The 26,349-nt window shown below is 61.4% G+C and carries 11 protein-coding genes, 6 rRNA genes and 1 pseudogene; 15 read left to right on the top strand and 3 right to left on the bottom strand.

Annotation, left to right across the window (positions count from 1 at the left end; genetic code table 11):
* Nucleotides 1-295 precede the first annotated feature (295 nt).
* Genes rpmB through rpsN form a run of 3 tightly spaced genes read left to right on the top strand, consistent with a single transcriptional unit; the run spans nt 296 to nt 1,007 of the window.
* Nucleotides 296-532 carry a 50S ribosomal protein L28 gene (gene rpmB, locus ACX5I6_RS03660; RefSeq protein WP_018763944.1) on the top strand — a complete coding sequence of 79 codons (237 nt, stop codon included), beginning with the start codon at nt 296-298 and terminating at the stop codon, nt 530-532.
* The gene (gene rpmG, locus ACX5I6_RS03655; RefSeq protein WP_013602737.1) at nt 532-699 is read left to right on the top strand and encodes a 50S ribosomal protein L33; all 168 of its coding nucleotides are present in this window, start codon (nt 532-534) and stop codon (nt 697-699) included. The genes rpmB and rpmG overlap by 1 nt, the downstream gene beginning before the upstream one ends.
* Nucleotides 700-701: 2 nt before the next feature.
* Nucleotides 702-1,007 carry a 30S ribosomal protein S14 gene (gene rpsN / locus ACX5I6_RS03650; RefSeq protein ID WP_015938870.1) on the top strand — a complete coding sequence of 102 codons (306 nt, stop codon included), beginning with the start codon at nt 702-704 and terminating at the stop codon, nt 1,005-1,007.
* A gap of 282 nt (nt 1,008-1,289) precedes the next feature.
* On the opposite strand, the gene ACX5I6_RS03645 is transcribed toward rpsN, so the two are convergent.
* Nucleotides 1,290-1,637, bottom strand: a complete 348-nt coding sequence (locus tag ACX5I6_RS03645; RefSeq protein WP_461839499.1) for a hypothetical protein — start codon at nt 1,635-1,637, stop codon at nt 1,290-1,292.
* A 24-nt stretch (nt 1,638-1,661) separates the two neighbouring features.
* On the opposite strand from ACX5I6_RS03645, the gene ACX5I6_RS03640 reads away from it, so the two are divergent.
* The 12 genes and pseudogenes from ACX5I6_RS03640 (at nt 1,662) to ACX5I6_RS03585 (ending at nt 23,278) form a co-directional block, all read left to right on the top strand.
* A 16S ribosomal RNA gene (locus ACX5I6_RS03640) occupies nt 1,662-3,186 on the top strand.
* A gap of 534 nt (nt 3,187-3,720) precedes the next feature.
* A 23S ribosomal RNA gene (locus ACX5I6_RS03635) occupies nt 3,721-6,847 on the top strand.
* A 194-nt stretch (nt 6,848-7,041) separates the two neighbouring features.
* Nucleotides 7,042-7,158 (top strand): 5S ribosomal RNA (gene rrf, locus ACX5I6_RS03630).
* The 16S, 23S and 5S rRNA genes sit together here, the layout of an rRNA operon.
* A 73-nt stretch (nt 7,159-7,231) precedes the next feature.
* Complete coding sequence (locus ACX5I6_RS03625; RefSeq protein WP_461839498.1) at nt 7,232-8,239, top strand: LacI family DNA-binding transcriptional regulator; 1,008 nt, start codon at nt 7,232-7,234, stop codon at nt 8,237-8,239.
* A gap of 95 nt (nt 8,240-8,334) precedes the next feature.
* Nucleotides 8,335-11,367 carry a glycoside hydrolase family 2 TIM barrel-domain containing protein gene (locus ACX5I6_RS03620; RefSeq protein ID WP_461839497.1) on the top strand — a complete coding sequence of 1,011 codons (3,033 nt, stop codon included), beginning with the start codon at nt 8,335-8,337 and terminating at the stop codon, nt 11,365-11,367.
* Nucleotides 11,368-11,931: 564 nt separating this feature from the next.
* Nucleotides 11,932-13,456: ribosomal RNA gene (locus ACX5I6_RS03615) — 16S ribosomal RNA — on the top strand.
* A 535-nt stretch (nt 13,457-13,991) separates the two neighbouring features.
* Nucleotides 13,992-17,117: ribosomal RNA gene (locus tag ACX5I6_RS03610) — 23S ribosomal RNA — on the top strand.
* Nucleotides 17,118-17,309: 192 nt separating this feature from the next.
* Nucleotides 17,310-17,426 (top strand): 5S ribosomal RNA (gene rrf / locus ACX5I6_RS03605).
* A 247-nt stretch (nt 17,427-17,673) separates the two neighbouring features.
* Nucleotides 17,674-17,958, top strand: a complete 285-nt coding sequence (locus tag ACX5I6_RS03600) for an HU family DNA-binding protein (RefSeq protein WP_011693739.1) — start codon at nt 17,674-17,676, stop codon at nt 17,956-17,958.
* A 114-nt stretch (nt 17,959-18,072) separates the two neighbouring features.
* Nucleotides 18,073-20,230 (top strand): annotated as a pseudogene (locus ACX5I6_RS03595) (cytochrome c oxidase assembly protein).
* Nucleotides 20,230-22,239, top strand: a complete 2,010-nt coding sequence (locus tag ACX5I6_RS03590; protein WP_461839496.1) for an NHL domain-containing thioredoxin family protein — start codon at nt 20,230-20,232, stop codon at nt 22,237-22,239. The pseudogene ACX5I6_RS03595 and the gene ACX5I6_RS03590 overlap by 1 nt, the downstream one beginning before the upstream one ends.
* A 220-nt stretch (nt 22,240-22,459) precedes the next feature.
* On the top strand, nt 22,460-23,278 hold the full coding sequence (locus ACX5I6_RS03585) for a DUF559 domain-containing protein (protein WP_461839495.1): 819 nt from the start codon (nt 22,460-22,462) through the stop codon (nt 23,276-23,278).
* 130 nt (nt 23,279-23,408) lie between these two features.
* Here ACX5I6_RS03585 and ACX5I6_RS03580 read toward each other — a convergent pair whose 3' ends face one another.
* Together ACX5I6_RS03580 and ACX5I6_RS03575 are read right to left on the bottom strand one after the other, a co-directional pair.
* Nucleotides 23,409-24,401 (bottom strand): hypothetical protein, encoded by a 993-nt coding sequence (locus tag ACX5I6_RS03580; RefSeq protein WP_461839494.1) that lies wholly within the window; start codon nt 24,399-24,401, stop codon nt 23,409-23,411.
* A 193-nt stretch (nt 24,402-24,594) separates the two neighbouring features.
* Nucleotides 24,595-26,304, bottom strand: coding sequence for a helicase HerA-like domain-containing protein (locus ACX5I6_RS03575; RefSeq protein ID WP_461839493.1), 1,710 nt, complete (start codon nt 26,302-26,304; stop codon nt 24,595-24,597).
* Nucleotides 26,305-26,349 lie beyond the last annotated feature (45 nt).

Here is a 26,349-nt window from a genome sequence, read left to right as displayed (position 1 = left end):
AGCTATGTCCCTGCTGTGAAAACGGGGAACAAGCTGCTGTGACCTTTCGTCCCGCTGCCGCCCTTATACACCCGATTGGTCTTTAATTGCGTCAACTCGTAGACTTGGTAGGCGCTAAGTGCGCGGAGCGTGCGCAATTGCTCCGGTTGCCCGGTAATTTTCTCCAGGGCGGCCGGTAGTTAGGGGCTCAAGTTGCGTGACTAACCGTTGCCCTTCTTCACTTTTGGGTCGCCCTTAGCAGCATGGTCCAGCAGCAGATATGCGGATCATTACTTTCAATTCTTGAGGAGAAGTCATGGCAGCACACTGCCAAGTGACCGGAGCCGAGCCGGGCTTTGGGCACAGCATTTCGCACTCGCACCGCCGCAACAAGCGTCGGTTCGATCCGAACATTCAGAAGAAGCGCTACTGGGTTCCGTCCCTGCGCCGTAACGTCACGCTGCAGGTTTCTGCGCGTGGCATCAAGACCATCGACGTGCGCGGCATCGACGCAGTCGTCGCCGACATTCTGGCTCGTGGGGTGAAGCTCTAGTGGCTAAGGACAAGGACGTACGTCCGATCATCAAGCTCAAGTCGACTGCGGGCACGGGTTACACCTACGTAACCCGCAAGAACCGTCGTAACGATCCTGACCGCATGGTCCTGAAGAAGTACGACCCCAAGATCCGCCAGCACGTCGAATTCCGAGAGGAGCGCTAAACATGGCTAAGAAGTCCAAGATTGCTCGCAACGAGCAGCGCAAGGTCATCGTTGAGCGTTACGCTGCAAAGCGCCTCGAGCTGAAGAAGACCCTGGTTGACGAAAACGCAACCGACGAAGCACGCGAAGCAGCCCGCCTGGGCCTGCAGAAGCTGCCCCGCAACGCGTCCCCGATCCGTCTGCGTAACCGCGACATCATCGACGGCCGTCCCCGCGGTACCTTCCAGAAGTTCGGTATCTCCCGTGTCCGCTTCCGCGACATGGCACACCGCGGTGAGCTCCCGGGCATCACCAAGTCTTCCTGGTAATCCAGCACTGCTGACACCAGCTGCTTGAGAAGGGCCGGCAACCTCAGGGTTGCCGGCCCTTCTGGTTTAACCCGCTCGGCGGATGGTGGTTGGGCATGTCTCCGCCCTGTGCGGCAGCACACACAGCGGAAGTTACGACGGCGGGAGGCGGCCTGGGTGCCTGTTGGCCCGTTTCGCCGCGGAATCCCGGGGATGTTCTCCGCTGGGAAGGCCGGTTTGCGGTGGCGCCGCAGGGCGTGTATTGTTTTCTAAGTCGCCGCGGGGGAGACAGTGAAGAACTGATCACCGGGCGGCCAAAAACCCCAAATCAAAGCCAAAATCTGGTTGCCCTTCAGGGCGCTGGAAATCGGTGGGGGCGGTCTTCATTTCGATTCGGATCCTGGAAGTTGGATTTGTGTTGGGGTGGGGGATCGGGTAAGTTTGGAAAGTTGCTCCGGAGCGATCTGCGACTGTTTGTTTGGTTGTGGTGGTGCCGGGTGTGTCTGTTGTTTGAGAACTCAATAGTGTGCCAAGTTTGTTGATACCAATTGTTTTTTGATTGGTTGTTTTGGCTGTGCTGCCACCCCGTGGTGGCATGGTTTTTACAGCTGGTTTCAAATTTTGTGCAGCCGGGTGTGGTGTTATTTCCACCTGCTTGGTTGTGTCTGTTTGTTTTCAACGGAGAGTTTGATCCTGGCTCAGGATGAACGCTGGCGGCGTGCTTAACACATGCAAGTCGAACGATGATCCCTAGCTTGCTGGGGGGATTAGTGGCGAACGGGTGAGTAACACGTGAGTAACCTGCCCTTGACTCTGGGATAAGCCTGGGAAACTGGGTCTAATACCGGATATGACCTTCCATCGCATGGTGGTTGGTGGAAAGCTTTTGTGGTTTTGGATGGACTCGCGGCCTATCAGCTTGTTGGTGGGGTAATGGCCTACCAAGGCGACGACGGGTAGCCGGCCTGAGAGGGTGACCGGCCACACTGGGACTGAGACACGGCCCAGACTCCTACGGGAGGCAGCAGTGGGGAATATTGCACAATGGGCGGAAGCCTGATGCAGCGACGCCGCGTGAGGGATGACGGCCTTCGGGTTGTAAACCTCTTTCAGTAGGGAAGAAGCGAAAGTGACGGTACCTGCAGAAGAAGCGCCGGCTAACTACGTGCCAGCAGCCGCGGTAATACGTAGGGCGCAAGCGTTATCCGGAATTATTGGGCGTAAAGAGCTCGTAGGCGGTTTGTCGCGTCTGCCGTGAAAGTCCGGGGCTCAACTCCGGATCTGCGGTGGGTACGGGCAGACTAGAGTGATGTAGGGGAGACTGGAATTCCTGGTGTAGCGGTGAAATGCGCAGATATCAGGAGGAACACCGATGGCGAAGGCAGGTCTCTGGGCATTAACTGACGCTGAGGAGCGAAAGCATGGGGAGCGAACAGGATTAGATACCCTGGTAGTCCATGCCGTAAACGTTGGGCACTAGGTGTGGGGGACATTCCACGTTTTCCGCGCCGTAGCTAACGCATTAAGTGCCCCGCCTGGGGAGTACGGCCGCAAGGCTAAAACTCAAAGGAATTGACGGGGGCCCGCACAAGCGGCGGAGCATGCGGATTAATTCGATGCAACGCGAAGAACCTTACCAAGGCTTGACATGAACCGGATCGCCGCAGAAATGTGGTTTCCCCTTTGGGGCTGGTTTACAGGTGGTGCATGGTTGTCGTCAGCTCGTGTCGTGAGATGTTGGGTTAAGTCCCGCAACGAGCGCAACCCTCGTTCTATGTTGCCAGCACGTGATGGTGGGGACTCATAGGAGACTGCCGGGGTCAACTCGGAGGAAGGTGGGGACGACGTCAAATCATCATGCCCCTTATGTCTTGGGCTTCACGCATGCTACAATGGCCGGTACAAAGGGTTGCGATACTGTGAGGTGGAGCTAATCCCAAAAAGCCGGTCTCAGTTCGGATTGGGGTCTGCAACTCGACCCCATGAAGTCGGAGTCGCTAGTAATCGCAGATCAGCAACGCTGCGGTGAATACGTTCCCGGGCCTTGTACACACCGCCCGTCAAGTCACGAAAGTTGGTAACACCCGAAGCCGGTGGCCTAACCCCTTGTGGGAGGGAGCTGTCGAAGGTGGGACTGGCGATTGGGACTAAGTCGTAACAAGGTAGCCGTACCGGAAGGTGCGGCTGGATCACCTCCTTTCTAAGGAGCACCTACAGCAGTTGCTGTCCCGTGTATGCGGGGTGGTGGTGTTGTCAGGAGTAAAGGCCCGTTTCACGGACGAGTGTTTCGTGGCGGGTGCTCAAGGGTGGAATATCAGCAAATAGCGGTCGTGGTGTTTTTTGCTTGTCTTAGTACGAGCCAGTGATGGTTCTGGAACGGTGGGTGGGTGATGGCGCGGTTTAGTGTTTGGCACACTGTTGGGTCCTGAGGCAACAGGGCCATGGTCTGTTGGTTGTCCCTTTCGGGGGAGGGCTGGCGGGGTGTGGGTTTGTTTGTTTCTGGTTTCCTGGCTGCATCGATCATGCATGGGTGCGTCTGCTGTTGTGGGCGTGGTGTGTGGGGTGTGTGGTTTGGGGTTGTTGTTTGAGAACTACATAGTGGACGCGAGCATCTTGTATAAGAAGCAATTTCCAAGAATATGAACCTGGATCTGGCTGCGCTGTTGATGCCCTTCGTGGGTGTTGGGGTGTGGTTGGTTTCTGTGGTTCTCTCGAGAAATTTTTTTGATCTTTGTGGTCAAGTTTTAAGAGCACACGGTGGATGCCTTGGCATTAGGAGCCGAAGAAGGACGTAGGAATCTGCGATAAGCCTGGGGGAGTCGATAACCGGACTGTGATCCCAGGGTGTCCGAATGGGGAAACCCCGCCGAGCGCGCGAGTGACTTGGTGACCCGTACCTGAACACATAGGGTGCGTGGGGGAACGCGGGGAAGTGAAACATCTCAGTACCCGCAGGAAGAGAAAACAATAGTGATTCCGTTAGTAGTGGCGAGCGAACGCGGATCAGGCTAAACCGTTCCATGTGTGATAGCCGGCGGGCGTTGCATGGTCGGGGTTGTGGGACTTTCCATACCAGTTCTGCCGGGCTGGTGGGGTGTGATGTGCGCGCATAGGTGAACGGTTTTGAAAGGCCGGCCAGAGAGGGTGTTAGTCCCGTAACCGTAATGTGTTTGTGCCGCCTGTGAGAGTATCCCAAGTAGTACGGGGCCCGAGAAATCCCGTGCGAATCTGTCAGGACCACCTGATAAGCCTAAATACTCCCTAATGACCGATAGCGGACCAGTACCGTGAGGGAAAGGTGAAAAGTACCCCGGGAGGGGAGTGAAACAGTACCTGAAACCGTGTGCTTACAATCCGTCGGAGCAGCCTTGTAGTTGTGACGGCGTGCCTTTTGAAGAATGAGCCTGCGAGTTAGTGTTACGTCGCGAGGTTAACCCGTGTGGGGCAGCCGTAGCGAAAGCGAGTCTGAATAGGGCGTTGCAGTGGCGTGATCTAGACCCGAAGCGAAGTGATCTACCCATGGCCAGGTTGAAGCGACGGTAAGACGTCGTGGAGGACCGAACCCACTTCAGTTGAAAATGGAGGGGATGAGCTGTGGGTAGGGGTGAAAGGCCAATCAAACTTCGTGATAGCTGGTTCTCCCCGAAATGCATTTAGGTGCAGCGTTGCGTGTTTCTTGCTGGAGGTAGAGCTACTGGATGGCTAATGGGCCCTACAAGGTTACTGACGTCAGCCAAACTCCGAATGCCGGTAAGTGAGAGCGCAGCAGTGAGACTGTGGGGGATAAGCTTCATAGTCGAGAGGGAAACAGCCCAGACCACCAACTAAGGCCCCTAAGCGTGTGCTAAGTGGGAAAGGATGTGGAGTTGCCCAGACAACCAGGAGGTTGGCTTAGAAGCAGCCACCCTTAAAGAGTGCGTAATAGCTCACTGGTCAAGTGATTCCGCGCCGACAATGTAGCGGGGCTCAAGTACACCGCCGAAGTTGTGGCATTCAAGCATTGGCTAAGCCTTCGTGGTTCAGGTGTTTGGATGGGTAGGGGAGCGTCGTGTGGGCGGTGAAGTCGCGGTGTAAACCAGCGGTGGAGCCTACACGAGTGAGAATGCAGGCATGAGTAGCGAAAGACGGGTGAGAAACCCGTCCGCCGAATGATCAAGGGTTCCAGGGTCAAGCTAATCTGCCCTGGGTAAGTCGGGACCTAAGGCGAGGCCGACAGGCGTAGTCGATGGACAACGGGTTGATATTCCCGTACCGGCGAAAAACCGTCCATGTTGAACAGGGGATACTAACCGCCCGAGACCTGCCTGACACCCCTTGTGGGTGAAGGGTTTTGGTGGAGCGCGGGACCTGATCCTGGGAGGCAAGCGTATTAACAGGTGTGACGCAGGAAGGTAGCCGAGCCGGGCGATGGTTGTCCCGGTCTAAGGATGTAGGGCGAGTGGTAGGCAAATCCGCCACTCATGGTGCCTGAGATCTGATGGGACCCCCGTTTGGGGGGATTTGGTGATCCTATGCTGCCGAGAAAAGCATCGACGCGAGGTTTTAGCCGCCCGTACCCCAAACCGACACAGGTGATCAGGTAGAGAATACTAAGGCGATCGAGAGAATTATGGTTAAGGAACTCGGCAAAATGCCCCCGTAACTTCGGGAGAAGGGGGGCCCCAACCTTGATACACCTTCGCGGTGTGGAGGGGATCGGGGCCGCAGAGACCAGGGGGAAGCGACTGTTTACTAAAAACACAGGTCCGTGCGAAGTCGCAAGACGATGTATACGGACTGACTCCTGCCCGGTGCTGGAAGGTTAAGAGGACCGGTTAGCCTCACGGCGAAGCTGAGAATTTAAGCCCCAGTAAACGGCGGTGGTAACTATAACCATCCTAAGGTAGCGAAATTCCTTGTCGGGTAAGTTCCGACCTGCACGAATGGAGTAACGACTTCCCCGCTGTCTCAACCATAAACTCGGCGAAATTGCAGTACGAGTAAAGATGCTCGTTACGCGCAGCAGGACGGAAAGACCCCGAGACCTTTACTATAGTTTGGTATTGGTGTTCGGAGTGGCTTGTGTAGGATAGGTGGGAGACGTTGAAGCCCGGACGCCAGTTCGGGTGGAGTCATCGTTGAAATACCACTCTGGTCACTTTGGACATCTAACTTCGGCCCGTAATCCGGGTCAGGGACAGTGCCTGATGGGTAGTTTAACTGGGGCGGTTGCCTCCTAAAAAGTAACGGAGGCGCCCAAAGGTTCCCTCAGCCTGGTTGGCAATCAGGTGTCGAGTGTAAGTGCACAAGGGAGCTTGACTGTGAGAGAGACATCTCGAGCAGGGACGAAAGTCGGGACTAGTGATCCGGCGGTACATTGTGGAATGGCCGTCGCTCAACGGATAAAAGGTACCTCGGGGATAACAGGCTGATCTTGCCCAAGAGTCCATATCGACGGCATGGTTTGGCACCTCGATGTCGGCTCGTCGCATCCTGGGGCTGGAGTAGGTCCCAAGGGTTGGGCTGTTCGCCCATTAAAGCGGTACGCGAGCTGGGTTTAGAACGTCGTGAGACAGTTCGGTCCCTATCCGCTGCGCGCGCAGGAAATTTGAGAAGGGCTGTCCTTAGTACGAGAGGACCGGGACGGACGAACCTCTGGTGTGTCAGTTGTACTGCCAAGTGCACCGCTGATTAGCTACGTTCGGATGGGATAACCGCTGAAAGCATCTAAGCGGGAAGCTCGCTTCAAGATGAGATTTCCATACACATTTATGTGTGAGAGGCCCCCAGCCAGACCACTGGGTTGATAGGCCGGATGTGGAAGCGAGGACTAACGACTCGTGAAGCTGACCGGTACTAATAGGCCAACAACTTACACCACACAGATACATACAAATTCTGCTTGCGTCCACTATGTGGTTCCCAACCAACAACCCCCAACACCCGGGGTTTGATACGGCACGGAACCAACAACTGAATACAGCAACACCACAACCACCCCAACAAAAAGGGATGGTAGATGTTGTAACCACAAACTTCCCACCAACCCCCACAGGGTTGGGACGGGTAACAAGGTTACGGCGGTCATAGCGTGGGGGAAACGCCCGGTCCCATTCCGAACCCGGAAGCTAAGACCCACAGCGCCGATGGTACTGCACCCGGGAGGGTGTGGGAGAGTAGGACACCGCCGGACACACACCACTGGTCGAGGCCCCAACCACATGGTTGGGGCCTCCCACACTTAACACCACCTAGACTTACCGTCTATGACCCCCCGAAGCACAAGCCCCAAGGGCAAACGGGCCACCATCCTCGACGTTGCCGCTGCCTCCGGTGTCTCCCGGCAAACCGTCACCCGTGCCATGAACGACATGCCCGGTATCAGCCCCGAGACCCGTGAACGCGTCCAGAGGATCGCTTCGGAGCTGGGCTACAGCCCCAGCCGCTTCGCCAAGGGGTTGGTCCAGGGAGCGAAGGTATCGATTGGCCTCGCCATCCCGGACCTGACCAACCCATACTTCCCCGCGTTTGCGTCGAGCGTGGTGGAGGCAGCCACCGGGCGCGGCTGGAACGTCGTGGTTGATGACTACGGGCACGGAACCGGCAGTGCCGTCGACGCCGCGGCCAGGCTCGCGCCCCAGGTGGACGCCCTTATCGGCTACCTCGCGCCGCACGCGGACGAGGCGCAGGCGCTTATGGGCCGCCGGCCCGTCGTCGCCCTGGACTCACCGGACGCGGGAACCGCCGGCCGCATCTCGTTCGACTACCGCCACGCTGCGAGGTTGGCACTTGCCCGCCTTGCCGCCAGGGGTTGCACGAACGTCGCCTTCCTGGACTCGGACCAAGGCGGGCCTGCCGGCAGTCGGAGCGCGGCAGCCGCAGCCGTCGCCGAAGAAGCTGGAATGCAGCTCAGCCGCTTCCAGGCCGAGCCCTCCGCGGCCGCCGCCAAGGCAGCCGTGGCCCTCCTGGCTGACCGAGCAGACCCCGTTGACGGGATCCTTGCCTTCAACGACCTCATGGCCGCCGGTGCACTCAAAGCTTTGCAGGCCTCCGGCAAGGCCGTACCAGGCGACTGCGCAGTCATCGGAATGGACGGGATACCGCTCGGAGAACTGCTCACCCCTGAGCTGACCACCCTCGCACTGGACCTGCGAGCCGTAGGACGTGCCGCCGTCGGCCTCCTCGAAGGTCTCCTCTCGGGCTCGCTCGCGGAAGGCGGGACCGAGGCCCATCTGATCCTTCGGCACGAGCTGGTCCTCCGCCAGTCCGCCTAGACCCCTACTCAAAGGTGCACGCAGCGGATAGGCTTTAACCGCATCTGCGTGAACGTTCACGCTGCGCCCCAACAACACCTGCAGCAAGGAAGACCATGGCACTCCACACCCCCGCCGCTACTGATGGCGGCCAGGACGCCCGCGGCGCCACACACTCCAACCCCAACCTGGAGCTTGGCCAGGAAGGGGTCCGGGAGCTGGCCTCGCTGGAGCCGGGACGGGGAAGCCTGCCCGCACGCTCCTACCTGGCAACTGACGCGCCCAGGCTGTCCCTCAACGGGGACTGGCAGTTCAGGCTGAGCCCCGGAATCCGAACCGCGCCCAACGACGGGTGGCAGCACGGCACGGACCTGGCCGGCTTCGTCCCGCTGCCTGTCCCTTCCAACTGGAGCATGCACGGCCACGGAGCCCCGGCCTACACCAATGTCCAATTCCCCTTCGCGGTGGAACCGCCGTTCGTCCAGGAAGCCAACCCCATCGGTGACCACGTGGTGACCTTCCAGGCAGGCCCGGAGTTCTTCCCGCACGCGCTGGTGCGGTTCGACGGCATCGACAACGCCGGGACCGTATGGCTGAACGGTGTTGAACTCGGAACCACCCGCGGCAGCAGGCTGGCCCACGAATTCGACGTGTCCGGCATCCTGGTGGAAGGTGCCAACACCTTGGCGGTGCGGGTGGCCCAGTTCTCCGCCGCCAGCTACGTGGAGGACCAGGACATGTGGTGGCTGCCGGGGATCTTCCGGGATGTGTCCCTCCAGGCGCGGCCCGCTGACGGCCTCGACGATCTTTTCGTCCATGCGGACTACGACCACGCGACGGGTCATGGCAGGCTGAAGGTCGAGGTGACCCGGGCCGGCAAGGCGATTGACGCCGTCGTCCGCATCCCTGAACTTGGCCTGGAACTCCCCGCCGGGGCCCAGCACACCGTCCCGGACGTGGAGCCGTGGTCGGCGGAAAAGCCGCGCCTGTATGACGCCACCGTCAGCACCCCCGGTGAGACAGCATCCGTGCAAGTGGGATTCCGCAGCATCACCATCGAGGATGCCCAGTTCAAGGTCAACGGCCGGCGCATCCTGCTCCGCGGTGTAAACCGCCATGAACACCACCCCAAGTTGGGCCGCGTGGTGCCGCGGGACGTGGTGGAAGCCGAACTGCGGTTGATGAAGCAACACAACATCAACGCGATCCGCACCTCGCACTACCCGCCGCATCCGGAATTCCTCGCCCTGGCAGACCAGCTCGGGTTCTATGTCGTCCTCGAGTGCGACCTCGAGACGCATGGATTCGTGGGGGCCGGATGGGCGCAGAACCCCAGCGACGATCCGCAGTGGGAGGAAGCCCTGGTGGACCGGATGGAGCGGACCGTGGAACGCGACAAAAACCATCCGTCAGTGATCATGTGGTCGCTCGGCAACGAGGCTGGCACGGGCCGGAACCTTGCCGCCATGTCCCGTTGGGCCAAGGACCGCGATCCGTCGCGCCCCATCCACTACGAAGGCGACTGGTCTTCGCCCGACGTTGACGTCTACTCCCGGATGTATGCCAGCCAGGCCGAGACGGCGCTGATCGGCCAAGGAATCGAACCGCCCCTCGAGAACGCCGAACTGGACGCCAGGCGCCGTGCCATGCCGTTCGTGCTCTGCGAATACGTCCATGCCATGGGCAACGGACCCGGTGGCATGAGCGAATACCAGGAATTGTTCGACAAATACCCGCGGCTCATGGGCGGCTTCGTGTGGGAGTGGCTGGAGCACGGCATCACCGTGACGGACGCGGATGGCAGCGAACACTTCGCCTACGGCGGGGATTTTGGCGAAGAGATCCACGATGGAAACTTCGTCACTGACGGCTTGGTTGACGCCAACCGCAAGCCCCGGCCCGGGCTGCTGGACTTCAAGAAGGTCATCGAGCCGCTGCGCATAGAGGTCGGGCAGGATTGGGCCCGCTTCACCGTGCGGAACGGCCAGGACTTTGCGGACACGTCCGCCTTCAGCTTCCGGTACACAGTTGTGGCCGACGGCGGCACCCAGGTGGAGGGGTCCGTGGCCGTTGCGCCGATAGCGCCCCAGTCCGAGGCCGTCGTCGAGCTGCCGACGGAGATTGCCCGGTATGCTGCCGCGCCGGCATCCAGCCAGTCTGCCGTGCTGACGGTGAGCGCGGTGCTTGCTTCCGATACGGCCTGGGCAGGGGCCGGCCACGAGGTCGCCTGGGGCCAGGCGGCCCGTTTTGGGACACAGGATCCCCGGCTGCCCGCCGTGGACGGTGTCGAGGTCATGGACGACGAGCTGAAACTTGGCAACGCCCGGTTCAGCCGGGCCACCGGCATGCCCACGTCCATCGGCGGCCTTCCCGTCGACAAACTGGGGCTGGTCCTGTGGTGGGCACCCACTGACAACGACCTGGGCCGGGAATGGGGGAGCACCGACGAGCGGCCGCTTGCCACCCAGTGGAAGGACGCAGGCCTTGACCGCCTCCACACACGCCTGCTGGGCATCACGGCAGAACCCGCGGCAGGGGGCGGGGAACAACTTCGTGTCAGCACCCGCGTTGGCATTGCGGACAAGCAGTACGGAGTGCTGGTTGACTACCTGTGGACCAGCAACTCCGGAGCACTGGCACTGAACACCCGCGTCAGGCCGGCAGGAGACTGGGTCAACGCCGGCTTCGACATCGAATGGGCGCGAATCGGGCTGGAGCTCATCCTGGCAGCCGAGACAACCACGGTGAACTGGTTCGGGCAGGGACCGTACCAGAGTTACCCGGACACCGGCCAGGGGGCGCGGATGGGGTGGTTCGAGTTGCCGCTCGCCGGCTGGGAGGTTGACTATGTCCGGCCGCAGGAGTCCGGGGCGCGCGGCTCCGTACGGCACGCGGTCCTGGAAACCGGCGGCAAGCAGCTGCAACTCTCAGGAGAGCCCTTTGCGCTGACCGTCAGGCCCTACGGCATGGACGTCCTCGCGGCAGCGGCGCATCGTCCCGACCTCATTGCGGACGGACGCAGCTACGTCTACGTTGATCACGCCCGGCGGGGTGTGGGCACCGCGGCCTGTGGTCCCGGCGTCCTGGAGCCTTACCGGCTGAAGCCCCGCGAAGCTGAGTTTGAGGTCCGCCTCCAAGTCCACGGCTGAGGCCGCTCCGGAATGTGAGCCACCCGACATAGGCTCCAAACCCCCGAGAATACTGAGCGGGCACGGTGAGCGCTGCCGGAAACCGCGGAAATTCGCGGTTTCCGGCAGCGTGCGGAGCCCTTGGTCCCGGATTTGCGGTGGGGTTGGTGGGCGTGTATTGTTTTCTGAGTCGCCGCCGCTGATGCGGAAAGATAGCGGCGAAAACCCCCTTCTGAACGGCCTGGAAAATGGTTCGCTTTGTGGCGAGCCTGGCGGGTGGGGGCGGTCTTCATTTCGATTCGGATCCTGGAAGTTGGATTTGTGTTGGGGTGGGGGATCGGGTAAGTTTGGAAAGTTGCTCCGGAGCGATCTGCGACTGTTTGTTTGGTTGTGGTGGTGCCGGGTGTGTCTGTTGTTTGAGAACTCAATAGTGTGCCAAGTTTGTTGATACCAATTGTTTTATGGATTGGTTGAATTGACTGGATCCGCCACCCCGTGGTGTGGTCTGGTTTTTACAGCTGGTTTCAAATTTTGTGCAGCCGGGTGTGGTGTTATTTCCACCTGCTTGGTTGTGTCTGTTTTTCTTCAACGGAGAGTTTGATCCTGGCTCAGGATGAACGCTGGCGGCGTGCTTAACACATGCAAGTCGAACGATGATCCCTAGCTTGCTGGGGGGATTAGTGGCGAACGGGTGAGTAACACGTGAGTAACCTGCCCTTGACTCTGGGATAAGCCTGGGAAACTGGGTCTAATACCGGATATGACCTTCCATCGCATGGTGGTTGGTGGAAAGCTTTTGTGGTTTTGGATGGACTCGCGGCCTATCAGCTTGTTGGTGGGGTAATGGCCTACCAAGGCGACGACGGGTAGCCGGCCTGAGAGGGTGACCGGCCACACTGGGACTGAGACACGGCCCAGACTCCTACGGGAGGCAGCAGTGGGGAATATTGCACAATGGGCGGAAGCCTGATGCAGCGACGCCGCGTGAGGGATGACGGCCTTCGGGTTGTAAACCTCTTTCAGTAGGGAAGAAGCGAAAGTGACGGTACCTGCAGAAGAAGCGCCGGCTAACTACGTGCCAGCAGCCGCGGTAATACGTAGGGCGCAAGCGTTATCCGGAATTATTGGGCGTAAAGAGCTCGTAGGCGGTTTGTCGCGTCTGCCGTGAAAGTCCGGGGCTCAACTCCGGATCTGCGGTGGGTACGGGCAGACTAGAGTGATGTAGGGGAGACTGGAATTCCTGGTGTAGCGGTGAAATGCGCAGATATCAGGAGGAACACCGATGGCGAAGGCAGGTCTCTGGGCGTTAACTGACGCTGAGGAGCGAAAGCATGGGGAGCGAACAGGATTAGATACCCTGGTAGTCCATGCCGTAAACGTTGGGCACTAGGTGTGGGGGACATTCCACGTTTTCCGCGCCGTAGCTAACGCATTAAGTGCCCCGCCTGGGGAGTACGGCCGCAAGGCTAAAACTCAAAGGAATTGACGGGGGCCCGCACAAGCGGCGGAGCATGCGGATTAATTCGATGCAACGCGAAGAACCTTACCAAGGCTTGACATGAACCGGATCGCCGCAGAAATGTGGTTTCCCCTTTGGGGCTGGTTTACAGGTGGTGCATGGTTGTCGTCAGCTCGTGTCGTGAGATGTTGGGTTAAGTCCCGCAACGAGCGCAACCCTCGTTCTATGTTGCCAGCACGTGATGGTGGGGACTCATAGGAGACTGCCGGGGTCAACTCGGAGGAAGGTGGGGACGACGTCAAATCATCATGCCCCTTATGTCTTGGGCTTCACGCATGCTACAATGGCCGGTACAAAGGGTTGCGATACTGTGAGGTGGAGCTAATCCCAAAAAGCCGGTCTCAGTTCGGATTGGGGTCTGCAACTCGACCCCATGAAGTCGGAGTCGCTAGTAATCGCAGATCAGCAACGCTGCGGTGAATACGTTCCCGGGCCTTGTACACACCGCCCGTCAAGTCACGAAAGTTGGTAACACCCGAAGCCGGTGGCCTAACCCCTTGTGGGAGGGAGCTGTCGAAGGTGGGACTGGCGATTGGGACTAAGTCGTAACAAGGTAGCCGTACCGGAAGGTGCGGCTGGATCACCTCCTTTCTAAGGAGCACCTACAGCAGTTGCTGTCCCGTGTATGCGGGGTGGTGGTGTTGTCAGGAGTAAAGGCCCGTTTCACGGACGAGTGTTTCGTGGCGGGTGCTCAAGGGTGGAATATCAGCAAATAGCGGTCGTGGTGTTTTTTGCTTGTCTTAGTACGAGCCAGTGATGGTTCTGGAACGGTGGGTGGGTGATGGCGCGGTTTAGTGTTTGGCACACTGTTGGGTCCTGAGGCAACAGGGCCATGGTCTGTTGGTTGTCCCTTTCGGGGGAGGGCTGGCGGGGTGTGGGTTTGTTTGTTTCTGGTTTCCTGGCTGCATCGATCATGCATGGGTGCGTCTGCTGTTGTGGGCGTGGTGTGTGGGGTGTGTGGTTTGGGGTTGTTGTTTGAGAACTACATAGTGGACGCGAGCATCTTGTATAAGAAGCAATTTCCAAGAATATGAACCTGGATCTGGCTGCGCTGTTGATGCCCTTCGTGGGTGTTGGGGTGTGGTTGGTTTCTGTGGTTCTCTCGAGAAATTTTTTTGATCTTTGTGGTCAAGTTTTTAAGAGCACACGGTGGATGCCTTGGCATTAGGAGCCGAAGAAGGACGTAGGAATCTGCGATAAGCCTGGGGGAGTCGATAACCGGACTGTGATCCCAGGGTGTCCGAATGGGGAAACCCCGCCGAGCGCGCGAGTGACTTGGTGACCCGTACCTGAACACATAGGGTGCGTGGGGGGAACGCGGGGAAGTGAAACATCTCAGTACCCGCAGGAAGAGAAAACAATAGTGATTCCGTTAGTAGTGGCGAGCGAACGCGGATCAGGCTAAACCGTTCCATGTGTGATAGCCGGCGGGCGTTGCATGGTCGGGGTTGTGGGACTTTCCATACCAGTTCTGCCGGGCTGGTGGGGTGTGATGTGCGCGCATAGGTGAACGGTTTTGAAAGGCCGGCCAGAGAGGGTGTTAGTCCCGTAACCGTAATGTGTTTGTGCCGCCTGTGAGAGTATCCCAAGTAGTACGGGGCCCGAGAAATCCCGTGCGAATCTGTCAGGACCACCTGATAAGCCTAAATACTCCCTAATGACCGATAGCGGACCAGTACCGTGAGGGAAAGGTGAAAAGTACCCCGGGAGGGGAGTGAAACAGTACCTGAAACCGTGTGCTTACAATCCGTCGGAGCAGCCTTGTAGTTGTGACGGCGTGCCTTTTGAAGAATGAGCCTGCGAGTTAGTGTTACGTCGCGAGGTTAACCCGTGTGGGGCAGCCGTAGCGAAAGCGAGTCTGAATAGGGCGTTGCAGTGGCGTGATCTAGACCCGAAGCGAAGTGATCTACCCATGGCCAGGTTGAAGCGACGGTAAGACGTCGTGGAGGACCGAACCCACTTCAGTTGAAAATGGAGGGGATGAGCTGTGGGTAGGGGTGAAAGGCCAATCAAACTTCGTGATAGCTGGTTCTCCCCGAAATGCATTTAGGTGCAGCGTTGCGTGTTTCTTGCTGGAGGTAGAGCTACTGGATGGCTAATGGGCCCTACAAGGTTACTGACGTCAGCCAAACTCCGAATGCCGGTAAGTGAGAGCGCAGCAGTGAGACTGTGGGGGATAAGCTTCATAGTCGAGAGGGAAACAGCCCAGACCACCAACTAAGGCCCCTAAGCGTGTGCTAAGTGGGAAAGGATGTGGAGTTGCCCAGACAACCAGGAGGTTGGCTTAGAAGCAGCCACCCTTAAAGAGTGCGTAATAGCTCACTGGTCAAGTGATTCCGCGCCGACAATGTAGCGGGGCTCAAGTACACCGCCGAAGTTGTGGCATTCAAGCATTGGCTAAGCCTTCGTGGTTCAGGTGTTTGGATGGGTAGGGGAGCGTCGTGTGGGCGGTGAAGTCGCGGTGTAAACCAGCGGTGGAGCCTACACGAGTGAGAATGCAGGCATGAGTAGCGAAAGACGGGTGAGAAACCCGTCCGCCGAATGATCAAGGGTTCCAGGGTCAAGCTAATCTGCCCTGGGTAAGTCGGGACCTAAGGCGAGGCCGACAGGCGTAGTCGATGGACAACGGGTTGATATTCCCGTACCGGCGAAAAACCGTCCATGTTGAACAGGGGATACTAACCGCCCGAGACCTGCCTGACACCCCTTGTGGGTGAAGGGTTTTGGTGGAGCGCGGGACCTGATCCTGGGAGGCAAGCGTATTAACAGGTGTGACGCAGGAAGGTAGCCGAGCCGGGCGATGGTTGTCCCGGTCTAAGGATGTAGGGCGAGTGGTAGGCAAATCCGCCACTCATGGTGCCTGAGATCTGATGGGACCCCCGTTTGGGGGGATTTGGTGATCCTATGCTGCCGAGAAAAGCATCGACGCGAGGTTTTAGCCGCCCGTACCCCAAACCGACACAGGTGATCAGGTAGAGAATACTAAGGCGATCGAGAGAATTATGGTTAAGGAACTCGGCAAAATGCCCCCGTAACTTCGGGAGAAGGGGGGCCCCAACCTTGATACACCTTCGCGGTGTGGAGGGGATCGGGGCCGCAGAGACCAGGGGGAAGCGACTGTTTACTAAAAACACAGGTCCGTGCGAAGTCGCAAGACGATGTATACGGACTGACTCCTGCCCGGTGCTGGAAGGTTAAGAGGACCGGTTAGCCTCACGGCGAAGCTGAGAATTTAAGCCCCAGTAAACGGCGGTGGTAACTATAACCATCCTAAGGTAGCGAAATTCCTTGTCGGGTAAGTTCCGACCTGCACGAATGGAGTAACGACTTCCCCGCTGTCTCAACCATAAACTCGGCGAAATTGCAGTACGAGTAAAGATGCTCGTTACGCGCAGCAGGACGGAAAGACCCCGAGACCTTTACTATAGTTTGGTATTGGTGTTCGGAGTGGCTTGTGTAGGATAGGTGGGAGACGTTGAAGCCCGGACGCCAGTTCGGGTGGAGTCATCGTTGAAATACCACTCTGGTCACTTTGGACATCTAACTTCGGCCCGTAATCCGGGTCAGGGACAGTGCCTGATGGGTAGTTTAACTGGGGCGGTTGCCTCCTAAAAAGTAACGGAGGCGCCCAAAGGTTCCCTCAGCCTGGTTGGCAATCAGGTGTCGAGTGTAAGTGCACAAGGGAGCTTGACTGTGAGAGAGACATCTCGAGCAGGGACGAAAGTCGGGACTAGTGATCCGGCGGTACATTGTGGAATGGCCGTCGCTCAACGGATAAAAGGTACCTCGGGGATAACAGGCTGATCTTGCCCAAGAGTCCATATCGACGGCATGGTTTGGCACCTCGATGTCGGCTCGTCGCATCCTGGGGCTGGAGTAGGTCCCAAGGGTTGGGCTGTTCGCCCATTAAAGCGGTACGCGAGCTGGGTTTAGAACGTCGTGAGACAGTTCGGTCCCTATCCGCTGCGCGCGCAGGAAATTTGAGAAGGGCTGTCCTTAGTACGAGAGGACCGGGACGGACGAACCTCTGGTGTGTCAGTTGTACTGCCAAGTGCACCGCTGATTAGCTACGTTCGGATGGGATAACCGCTGAAAGCATCTAAGCGGGAAGCTCGCTTCAAGATGAGATTTCCATACACTTTATGTGTGAGAGGCCCCCAGCCAGACCACTGGGTTGATAGGCCGGATGTGGAAGCGAGGACTAACGACTCGTGAAGCTGACCGGTACTAATAGGCCAACAACTTACACCACACAGATACATACAAATTCTGCTTGCGTCCACTATGTGGTTCCCAACCAACAACCCCCAACACCCGGGGTTTGATACGGCACGGAACCAACAACTGAATACAGCAACACCACAACCACCCCAACAAAAAGGGATGGTAGATGTTGTAACCACAGACTTCCCACCCCGCAAAACGGAGGAACGGGTAACAAGGTTACGGCGGTCATAGCGTGGGGGAAACGCCCGGTCCCATTCCGAACCCGGAAGCTAAGACCCACAGCGCCGATGGTACTGCACCCGGGAGGGTGTGGGAGAGTAGGACACCGCCGGACACACACCACTGGTCGAGGCCCCAACCACCATGGTTGGGGCCTCCCACACTTAACACCACCACCACAACCCCACCACGCCCGGTGAGGGGTGGATATAGCCTCCGAATTCGGTGATTAACCTCAAAAAGTCGCGGAAACACGCGGAATTTGCGGATCGGAACGTCCCAAGCTGGTAAGTTTTCGAACAGTGGCTTGCGCGCATGCCGCGTGCAGGCTTCAGAATCAAGAACCGTCCAGGAGGACATAAATGGCTAAGAACCGTAGTGAACTTGTTGCAGAGGTAGCTGGCAAGGCCGGCACCAGCCAGGCTGCCGTCAACTCCGTCCTCGACGCTCTGTTCGAGGTTTTCGAGACTTCTGTTGCCGCCGGCGAGAAGATCACCATCCCGGGCTGGCTCGCCGTAGAGCGCACCGACCGTGCCGCTCGCACCGGCCGCAACCCGCAGACCGGCGAAACCATCCAGATCGCAGCAGGCCACAGCGTCAAGCTGACCGCCGGCTCCAAGCTGAAGGCTGCTGTCTCCAAGAAGTAGAGCATTCTCCCTGTCCGGCACGCAGCCGGCTGGAAAGGAGCGGCAACCCCATGGGTTGCCGCTCCTTGGCTTTAAGCCGGATTCGCCGCCCGGGCAGGCGTAGCGGACAATGGGATGGTGTCTTCTGCCGCAAAACCCCGTTCCACCGCGCCCCAGTCCGAACCTGGCAAGGGAGCTCCGGTCCGGGACACCGGGCTCCGTGGCATTCCGTTGCCCTGGCAACTGGCGGGACTGGCAGCCCTCATCCTGGGCCTCACGGTAGCACTGCTCTTCTCCGGCGCGGCAGCAGCCCGCAGCGTCGCGGATCCCGGCGCCTTGGTCCGGTGGGGCCTTCCCATCAGCAAGGCCATCCACAACGTGTCCCTGGCCACCGTCGTCGGCGGCCTGATTTTCGCCGTCGGCATCCTGCCCAAGAACCTCAACGCCCGCGGCCGCGACCGAGAAACATCCCGGGATGCAGGCCCCGAGCACCCAGCCTTCACCCGTGTCCTGGCCGTGGCAGCCGCAGCGGGCGCAGTGTGGACGCTGTCCGCCATTGCTGTCCTTGTCCTCACCTACGCCGATGTTGCGGGGCAGGGGCTCTCCGGGGACCCCGCGTTCACCCAAGCCTTGGTGTACTTCATGACGGACATCGAAACGGGCCGGGCGTGGCTCGCCGTCACCATCATCGCCGCCGTAGTGACAACCGCGCTCTTTGGCGTCAGGTCCACCGGCGGCCTGTTCCTCACCCTCATCCTGGCCCTCATCGGCCTGGTCCCGGCAGCCCTGATCGGGCACTCGTCAAGTTCCTCAGACCACGAAGGTGCCATCAACTCGCTGGGCCTGCACTTGGTGGGCGTGAGCGCCTGGGTGGGCGGCATCATTATCCTGGCAATGCTGTCCGGCATCCTCACCGGACCCAAGGCCGGCACGGCAGCCGATATCACCGAACCGACGCTCCGCCGCTTCTCCACGCTGGCAGGCTTCGCCTTCGTGCTGGTTTTCGCCTCCGGCATCATCAACGCCAGCATCCGCGTGACCAGCTGGGCGGACCTCTTAGGATCGGCGTACGGCCAGCTGATCCTGGCGAAGACGGCTGGGGCCGTGGTGCTGGGCGGCATTGGCTTCATGCACCGCCAGTGGGTTATCCCGCAGCTCGGCCGCAAGGGCGCCGCCATGTCCTCCCGGCGGGTGCTGTGGCAGCTGATCCTGGCCGAGCTGCTGGTTATGGGCGCCACCTCCGGCATCGCCGTGGCGTTGGGCCGGTCCGCCCCGCCGCAGCCCACCACGCTGGCGCCGGACGCTTCCCCGGCCTTCATCCTCAGCGGCTATGAGCTCCCCGGAACTTACGCCGGAACGCTGGCTGACCGAGTGGCGCCTGGACTGGCTCTGGGTTGCCGTGGCCCTCTTCGGCCTGGTGTCCTACTTCCTAGGCGTGGCAAAGGTCCGCCGCCGGGGCGACAGCTGGCAGTGGTTCCGTTCCGTGAACTGGGTCATCGGCCTGGTTGTGCTGACGTACATAACGTCCGGGCCGCCGTCGGTCTATGGCCGAGTCCTCTTTTCCGCACACATGGTGGACCATATGGCCCTGACCATGGTGGCACCGATCTTCCTGGTGCTCGGCGCGCCGGTGACACTTGCCTTGCGGGCCCTGCCCGCCCGCAGTGACGGCTCCCGGGGTGCGCGCGAGTGGCTGATGGTCTTCGTGCATTCGAAGTTCTCCCAATTGGTGACGCATCCGTTGTTCGCCGCCGCCAACTTTGCCGGCTCGATCGTGGTGTTCTACTACTCGGACCTGTTCGGGTACGCGATGCGCGAGCATGTGGGCCACGAACTGATGAACCTGCACTTCCTGCTCACCGGCTACATTTTCGTGCTGACCATGATCGGCACCGACCCCCTGCCGCGCAGGGCGCCCTACCCCATGCGCCTCCTCCTGCTCCTGGCGACCATGGGGTTCCATGCCTTCTTCGGCGTCTCCATCATGGGTGGCACCGGTCTGCTGGCGGCGGATTACTTTGGCAACCTCGGGCGCGCCTGGGGGCCCTCCGCCCTCGGTGACCAGCAAGCAGGCGGGGCTGTGGCCTGGGGCATCGGCGAGGTGCCCACACTCCTGGTGGCAATCGGCGTCGCCATCATGTGGTCAAGGTCGGACCAGCGCGAGACAAAACGCGTGGACCGGGCGGCGGACAGGAATAACGACGCCGATCTGGCTGCTTACAACGATATGTTTGCCAAATTGGCTGAACGCGACGCCAAGCTGGCTGACCGCAACAAGCTGGAAGGACGCTGATGAGCGAAACCGTACGCACGCACGCCCGGGTCCGGGCCTCCGAACTGGTGGGCCGCAACTGGTTGAACACCGGCGGCAAGAGCCTGGACCTCGAAGCCCTGCGCGGAAAGATCGTGCTGCTGGACTTCTGGACCTTCTGCTGCATCAACTGCCTGCACGTCCTGGATGAGCTGCGGCCGCTGGAAGAGCAGTACTCGGATGTCCTGGTCACCGTGGGGGTCCACTCGCCCAAGTTCGAGCATGAAGCGGATCCGGTGGCGCTGGCCGCCGCCGTTGAGCGGTACGAGATCCACCACCCCGTCCTGGACGATCCCGAGCTGGACACCTGGAAGGCCTACACCGCCCGTGCCTGGCCCACCCTGGTGGTCATCGACCCCGAGGGCTACATCGTGGCGCACCTGTCCGGCGAGGGCCATGCGGACGGGCTGGCGGTCCTGATCCCCGAGCTCATCGCCGAACACGAGGCCAAGGGCACCCTCCACCGGGGTTCCGGCCCGTACGTGGCGCCCGAGGCGACCTCCGGCACGCTGCGCTTCCCGGGCAAGGCGTTGTTCCTGCCGCCGGGCCGCGGCTCCGCGGCCGTGGCGGGAACACCCGACGGCGGCAGCTCCCCGGATGCCGCCGCCAAGGGTTCCTGGCTGGTCACCGACACCGGGCATCACCGCCTGGTGGAGCTCGGTACGGACTTCACGACTGTCCTGGCCACCTTCGGCTCCGGCACCAAGGGCCACGCCGACGGTCCGGCCGCCGGTGACGATGCCACCGCCCGGTTCAACGAGCCGCAGGGCCTGGTGCTCCTCCCGGAAGACGTGGCAGCCAAGGCCGGGTACGACGTCGTTATTGCAGACTCCGTGAACCACCGCCTCCGCGGACTGTCCCTCAGCTCCGGCAAAGCTTCCACGCTGGCCGGCAACGGCATCCAGCGCCTGCTGGAGACCGGGCCCGCGCGGGTGGACAAGGAGGCAGCCGGTTTCACCGGACGCCTGGGCGGGCACCCCCTTGAGGTCTCGCTGAGCTCACCGTGGGACGTTGTCTGGTCGCGCAAACTGAACGCGGTGGTGGTGGCGATGGCCGGAACACACCAGATCTTCAGCTTCGATCCCGTGACCGGTGCCGTGTCCATCGTGGCGGGCAATGGGCTGGAAGGACTGCTGGATGGTCCGGCCCACGAAGCCTGGTTCGCCCAGTCCTCCGGCCTGGCCGAGGACGCCGACGGCAACATCTGGGTTGCGGACTCCGAAACGTCCGCGATCCGCAAGCTGGTCGTTGGCGAGGAGGGTTCGGTGACGGTTGAATCCGCCGTCGGCAAGGGCCTGTTCGACTTCGGTTTCCGCGACGGTCCCGCCGCCGAGGCCCGGCTGCAGCACCCGCTGGGCGTGACCGTCCTGCCCGACGGTTCCGTGGCCATTGCGGATACCTACAACGGGGCCGTGCGCCGGTACGACCCCGCGTCCGGCACGGTGTCCACGCTGGCACGTGGCCTCGCTGAGCCCTCCGACGTGATCGTGGACCACACGCAGTCCGCCGGCTCGGAGCCGCTGCTGGTGGTGGTGGAGGCCAACAAGCACCAGCTGGTGTACGTTCCCATTCCCAAGGAAGCGCAGCAGGTGGATGAAGGCGCATCCCAGACCCAGCGGCCCAAGAGCCCCGTGGCCTCGGGCCCGCTGGAACTGACGGTCCGCTTCACGGCTCCCACCGGGCAGAAGCTCGATGACAGGTGGGGAGACCCCACCCAGCTGAAGATCTCCTCCACCCCGCCCGAGCTGTTGGTCTCCGGCGGCGGGACGTCCGTGGGGCTGCTGCGCACCCTTGAGTTGTCGCCCGACGTCCCGGAAGGCGTGCTGCACATTACCGCCCGTGCCGCGGCCTGCGACGGACCCGAGACCGAGGACGGCGAGATCCCCGACCACGCAGCCTGCCACCTCTACCAGCAGGACTGGGGTATCCCGGTGGTCCTGCAGGCCGACGGCGACACCGAGCTGGTCCTGGACCTCCGCGGAATGGACTGATACTGCCTCTGGTTTGCTGAAAGGCTGCTTCCTTGTGACTCCGCGTCACGGGAGGCAGCCTTTCGCGTTCCCGGCATGGTGGCCGTCCCGGAATTCCGGGCTTTTCGCAGACCGCCGGCCCTGAAAGCGTGCTCTGCGTGACGCTGGCCGGGTCCTCCGCTGTCCACATAGGGCGGCGCCGGGGTATGGGCGGCCCTCAGAAGCCGGGCACCATGGCCGGGTGGATGCCCTCAGAGCCTTGGAAGTCTGCGGCGGAGCCGCGCGAAGGCCCGCCCTGGCCAGACTGGGAGTGGATGACGCCGCCCTTCGGAGGGCAGTACGGGCGGGGGTCCTGCAACCGGACCGGGGTCTGTATGCGCTTCCGACGGCGCCTCCGGACTTGGTTGCCGTGCTGCGAAACCGGGAGTTGTTGACCTGTTCCAGTGCTGCGACGGCATATAGCCTGTGGTCACTGCCCTCGGACGGAAAACGCCACGTCTACCACCGCCGGCAGGAGGTGGTCAGTGGCGATGCAATCCATCATTCAGGGCTCCTCCTGCCACCCTCCCGGGTCCAGCCTGTGGCCGCCCTGGCTGATGTTCTGATCCACGCGCTTCGATGCCTGTCTTTCGCGGGATCGCTGGTCATGGTGGAGTGCGCCGTAACCCGCGGCGACATGACCGTTGATTTCCTGCGCCAGCGCTTGCCGGGAAAACGCAACGGAAAGGCCAGGGCGGTCCTGGACTGGGTGGATCGCGGGGCGGATTCCCTCCTCGAGACGCTGGCACGCACATACTTCCGGCAGGCGGGAATCCAGGTGCAGCCGCAGGTGTACCTGGAGCGGGTGGGGTATGTGGACCTGCTGCTGGACGGATGGCTGGTCGTTGAACTGGACGGGAGGCAGCACGCGGAGTGGAAACAGGTTCAAAGGGATCATCGCCGAAACAATGAGTCGGTCCTCCAGGGATATACAGCCCTTCGCTACTACTACGCCGACGTGGTGTACGGGCCGCAGGCGATGGTGGAGCAGGTGCTGACTGTGCTGCGGCGGCGGCGCTAACTTGCCGGTGGTGTCACGCGGAGCAGGTTTTTGCGTTCCCTGAGCGGACGCAGCCCCGCAAACCCAGGGGCTGCGTCATGTGCCACTGTTGAAAGCGTGCCTGGCGTGACGCGGCGGGTAGGGGAGGGGCCTAGAAGCTCAGCATCGGGATGACCTTGACGGTGTCACCGGCTACGTCCAGACGGGTGGTGAAGCTGAAGTCCACCTCCGCATCCAGGGGATACCAGGCCCCGGTAAAGGCATTCTGCTGGAGCGCCTCCACCTTGGCCTTGCCGTCCAGCGGTGCCACCACCCAGCGGCCGTCGAACGGTTCCACCGATACGCCCGGGTACTCGGTCACGGTCCACTTGATGCTGCCGTCCTGGACCCTGTTGTTGCTGGCGTAGTAGAAGGGGCAATCCGGCTGGAGCTTCTGTTCCTTGACCGCCTCTGCCGCGCAGCCGTCAAGGAATTCACGGACCTTGGCCGCAACATCGTTCTTCAGCTTGTCCGTGGCCTGGGTCAACAGGTTCAGCGGAGCCACCGGGGAGTCCTTGGAGGTGACGGTGGCGCGGGTGGCGGGCGCCGAGAAGTACTGCCCGTTCAGGGATGCCTCGTACTCGCCGGGATAGAAGACGGCAAAGGAGTTGCGGCCGCCCGGCATGTTCACCGGAACGCCGTTGACGGTGGCCTCGTTGCCGTTAACCACGGTCATGTCCACGGTTGGCAGCCGGGACGGGACAAAAGCCCAGGTGTTGAAGAAAAGCCACTCGGTGCCGGTCTTCTGCAGCAGGAACTCGGTGCGGAGCCGGCTGCCGTCGATCGTGTACTCCAGGGGCACCATCACCTGGTTGCCGGGGCGTTCCTCGGGATCGCCGACGTCGACGTTGGACAGCCGGGACGCGGCCGTCTGCAGCCCGCTGCCGTCAAGCATCGCGGCGTTGCCGGGCGGGACAGTGGCGCGCAGGATGCCCAGCGCCCGTCCGCCGTCACCGCTCCTGAGTGCGTCCAGGTACTCCCTGACCGGCTGCTGCGGACTGGCCACGGTGTTGTTGACGATATTGATGGCCACGACGGCTCCGGCGATGGCAAGCATGAGGCCCAGCAGCCATCCGGCCGCGATCCTCACCAACGCTTGACTCATCTGCACGTTTCTTACAGTAACGGCAGTGCGGACGCACTCTAAAGTTGGTGTCCCCCCTAATCCGGCGGGCGGGACACCGATAAGGCCCGACGGCGGGGGCCGGCAGGGTCAGCGGGTGGGGCCTGACGTCGGCGCGCAGCGCGTACCGGCGGCCAGGCGGCAGCAGAGCACCGGACTGAGCGGCGCAGCGGAGTCAGCGGCGGCGGCGCCGGGTGGAAGAGGTGCCGAACACGCCGCGGAGCAGTTCGCGTCCCAACTGGGTGCCCATGGACCGCGCCATGCTCTTCAGGCCGCCACCCAGGGCGCCGCCGAGCACACCGCCCAGGTCCCCCATCATGCCGCCGGGCTCGGGTTGAGGCTGGGGCTCGGCGGGCGGCCGGGGAGCGCGGGTTGCTGGGGCCGGGGTTGGCGCGGGCCGGCTGCTGGGCCGGCCCAGGATCTCCTCCTCGATCCGGCGGGCCTCGGCGTCAACGTCGTAGGCCGCCGGCGCGGACTGGCCCCCCGGCATCCCGGCGGACGGTTCCGGCGCGGCCGGGCCGGTGGGTGCCGCCCCTTTGCCGGTGAGCTTTTCGTAGGCGGACGGGTTGTCCACGGCCGTCCCGTACTTGCCCAGCAGCGCCGAGCCGGCCACCGTGCTCCGCACCAGCGCGTCCTCGGCAGGACCCATCACGGATTCCGGCGCGCGGAGCCGGGTGAGGGCAACGGGCGTGGGCGCCCCCTTCTCATTCATGACGGTGATAACGGCCTCGCCGATTCCGGCCGAGGTCAGGATTTCCTCAAGGTCGTAGTCGCTGACCGGGAAGGTGGACACCGTGGCCTTGAGCGCCTTGGCGTCCTCGGGGGTGAAGGCGCGCAGGGCATGCTGGACCCGGTTGGCCAGCTGGCCCAGGACGTCGGCGGGCACGTCCTTGGGGGTCTGGGTGACGAAGAAGATCCCCACGCCTTTGGACCGGATCAGCCGGACCGTGGTGGTGATGGCGTCCAGGAAAGCTTTGGAAGCGCCGTTGAAGAGCAGGTGGGCCTCGTCGAGGAAGAACACGAGCTTGGGTTTGTCCAGGTCGCCGGCCTCGGGCAGGTCCTCGAACAGGTCCGCCAGCAGCCACATGAGGAAGGTGGAGAACAGCATGGGCTTGGTCTGCAGGGTGGGCAGTTCCAGGCAGGTGACCACACCGCGACCGTCCGGAGCAGTGCGGAGGAGCTCGGCGGTATTGAATTCCGGCTCACCGAAGAACTTCTCCAGCCCCTGCGCCTCCAGGTTCACGAGTTCGCGCAGGATCACCCCGGCAGTGGCCTTGGACAGGCCACCGAGTTCCTCCAGCTTGTCCTTGCCCTCGTCCGAGGTGAGGAACTGGATGACGGCACGCAGGTCCTTCAGGTCGATGAGCTCCAGGCCGTTCTTGTCCGCGAAATAGAAGACCAGCTGCAGGCTGGATTCCTGGGTGTCGTTCAGCTCCATGATCCGGGCGAGCAGGACCGGACCGAAGGAGGTGACCGTGGCGCGGACCGGGACACCGTTGCCGTCCCCGCCGAGCGCCAGGAATTCCACCGGAAACGCCTTCCCCGCCCAGGGCTGGCCGATGCTTTGGGTGCGGGCGGTCAGTTTGTCGCTCCCGACGGCGGCTGTCGCCAACCCGGAGAGGTCGCCTTTGATGTCGGCCAGGAAGACGGGGACGCCGGCGGTGGACAGCTGTTCGGCCATCATGTGCAGCGTGACGGTCTTGCCCGTACCGGTGGCGCCGGCCACCAGTCCGTGCCTGTTCATCATGGCCAGCGGCAGCCGCACCGGCGCGTCCTTGTGGAGTTCGCCGTCGATGATGGCGGCCCCCAGCTCGATGGTGGCACCTTCCAGCGTGTAGCCCTGCTGGATGGTGGCAAGCTTCTCTGCTGTGGTTTTCGTGGCCATGGCGTTAGCTTAGCGGCGGGCTGCCCCGGATGGGACGGTACCCGC

It is taken from the genome of Arthrobacter sp. MMS24-T111 (genome assembly GCF_054888995.1).
The sequence above is the reverse complement of the archived record's forward strand: the minus strand, read 5'-3'. Positions and strand labels throughout refer to the sequence as shown.

Bases quoted from the DNA above. Each gene is read 5' to 3' on its own strand.
- rpsN (WP_015938870.1), top strand. From the start codon at position 702: ATGGCTAAGAAGTCCAAGATTGCTCGCAACGAGCAGCGCAAGGTCATC.
- ACX5I6_RS03590 (WP_461839496.1), top strand. From the start codon at position 20,230: ATGAGCGAAACCGTACGCACGCACGCCCGGGTCCGGGCCTCCGAACTG.
- ACX5I6_RS03580 (WP_461839494.1), bottom strand. From the start codon at position 24,401: ATGAGTCAAGCGTTGGTGAGGATCGCGGCCGGATGGCTGCTGGGCCTC.
- ACX5I6_RS03625 (WP_461839498.1), top strand. From the start codon at position 7,232: ATGACCCCCCGAAGCACAAGCCCCAAGGGCAAACGGGCCACCATCCTC.
- ACX5I6_RS03620 (WP_461839497.1), top strand. From the start codon at position 8,335: ATGGCACTCCACACCCCCGCCGCTACTGATGGCGGCCAGGACGCCCGC.
- rpmB (WP_018763944.1), top strand. From the start codon at position 296: ATGGCAGCACACTGCCAAGTGACCGGAGCCGAGCCGGGCTTTGGGCAC.
- ACX5I6_RS03575 (WP_461839493.1), bottom strand. From the start codon at position 26,304: ATGGCCACGAAAACCACAGCAGAGAAGCTTGCCACCATCCAGCAGGGC.
- ACX5I6_RS03600 (WP_011693739.1), top strand. From the start codon at position 17,674: ATGGCTAAGAACCGTAGTGAACTTGTTGCAGAGGTAGCTGGCAAGGCC.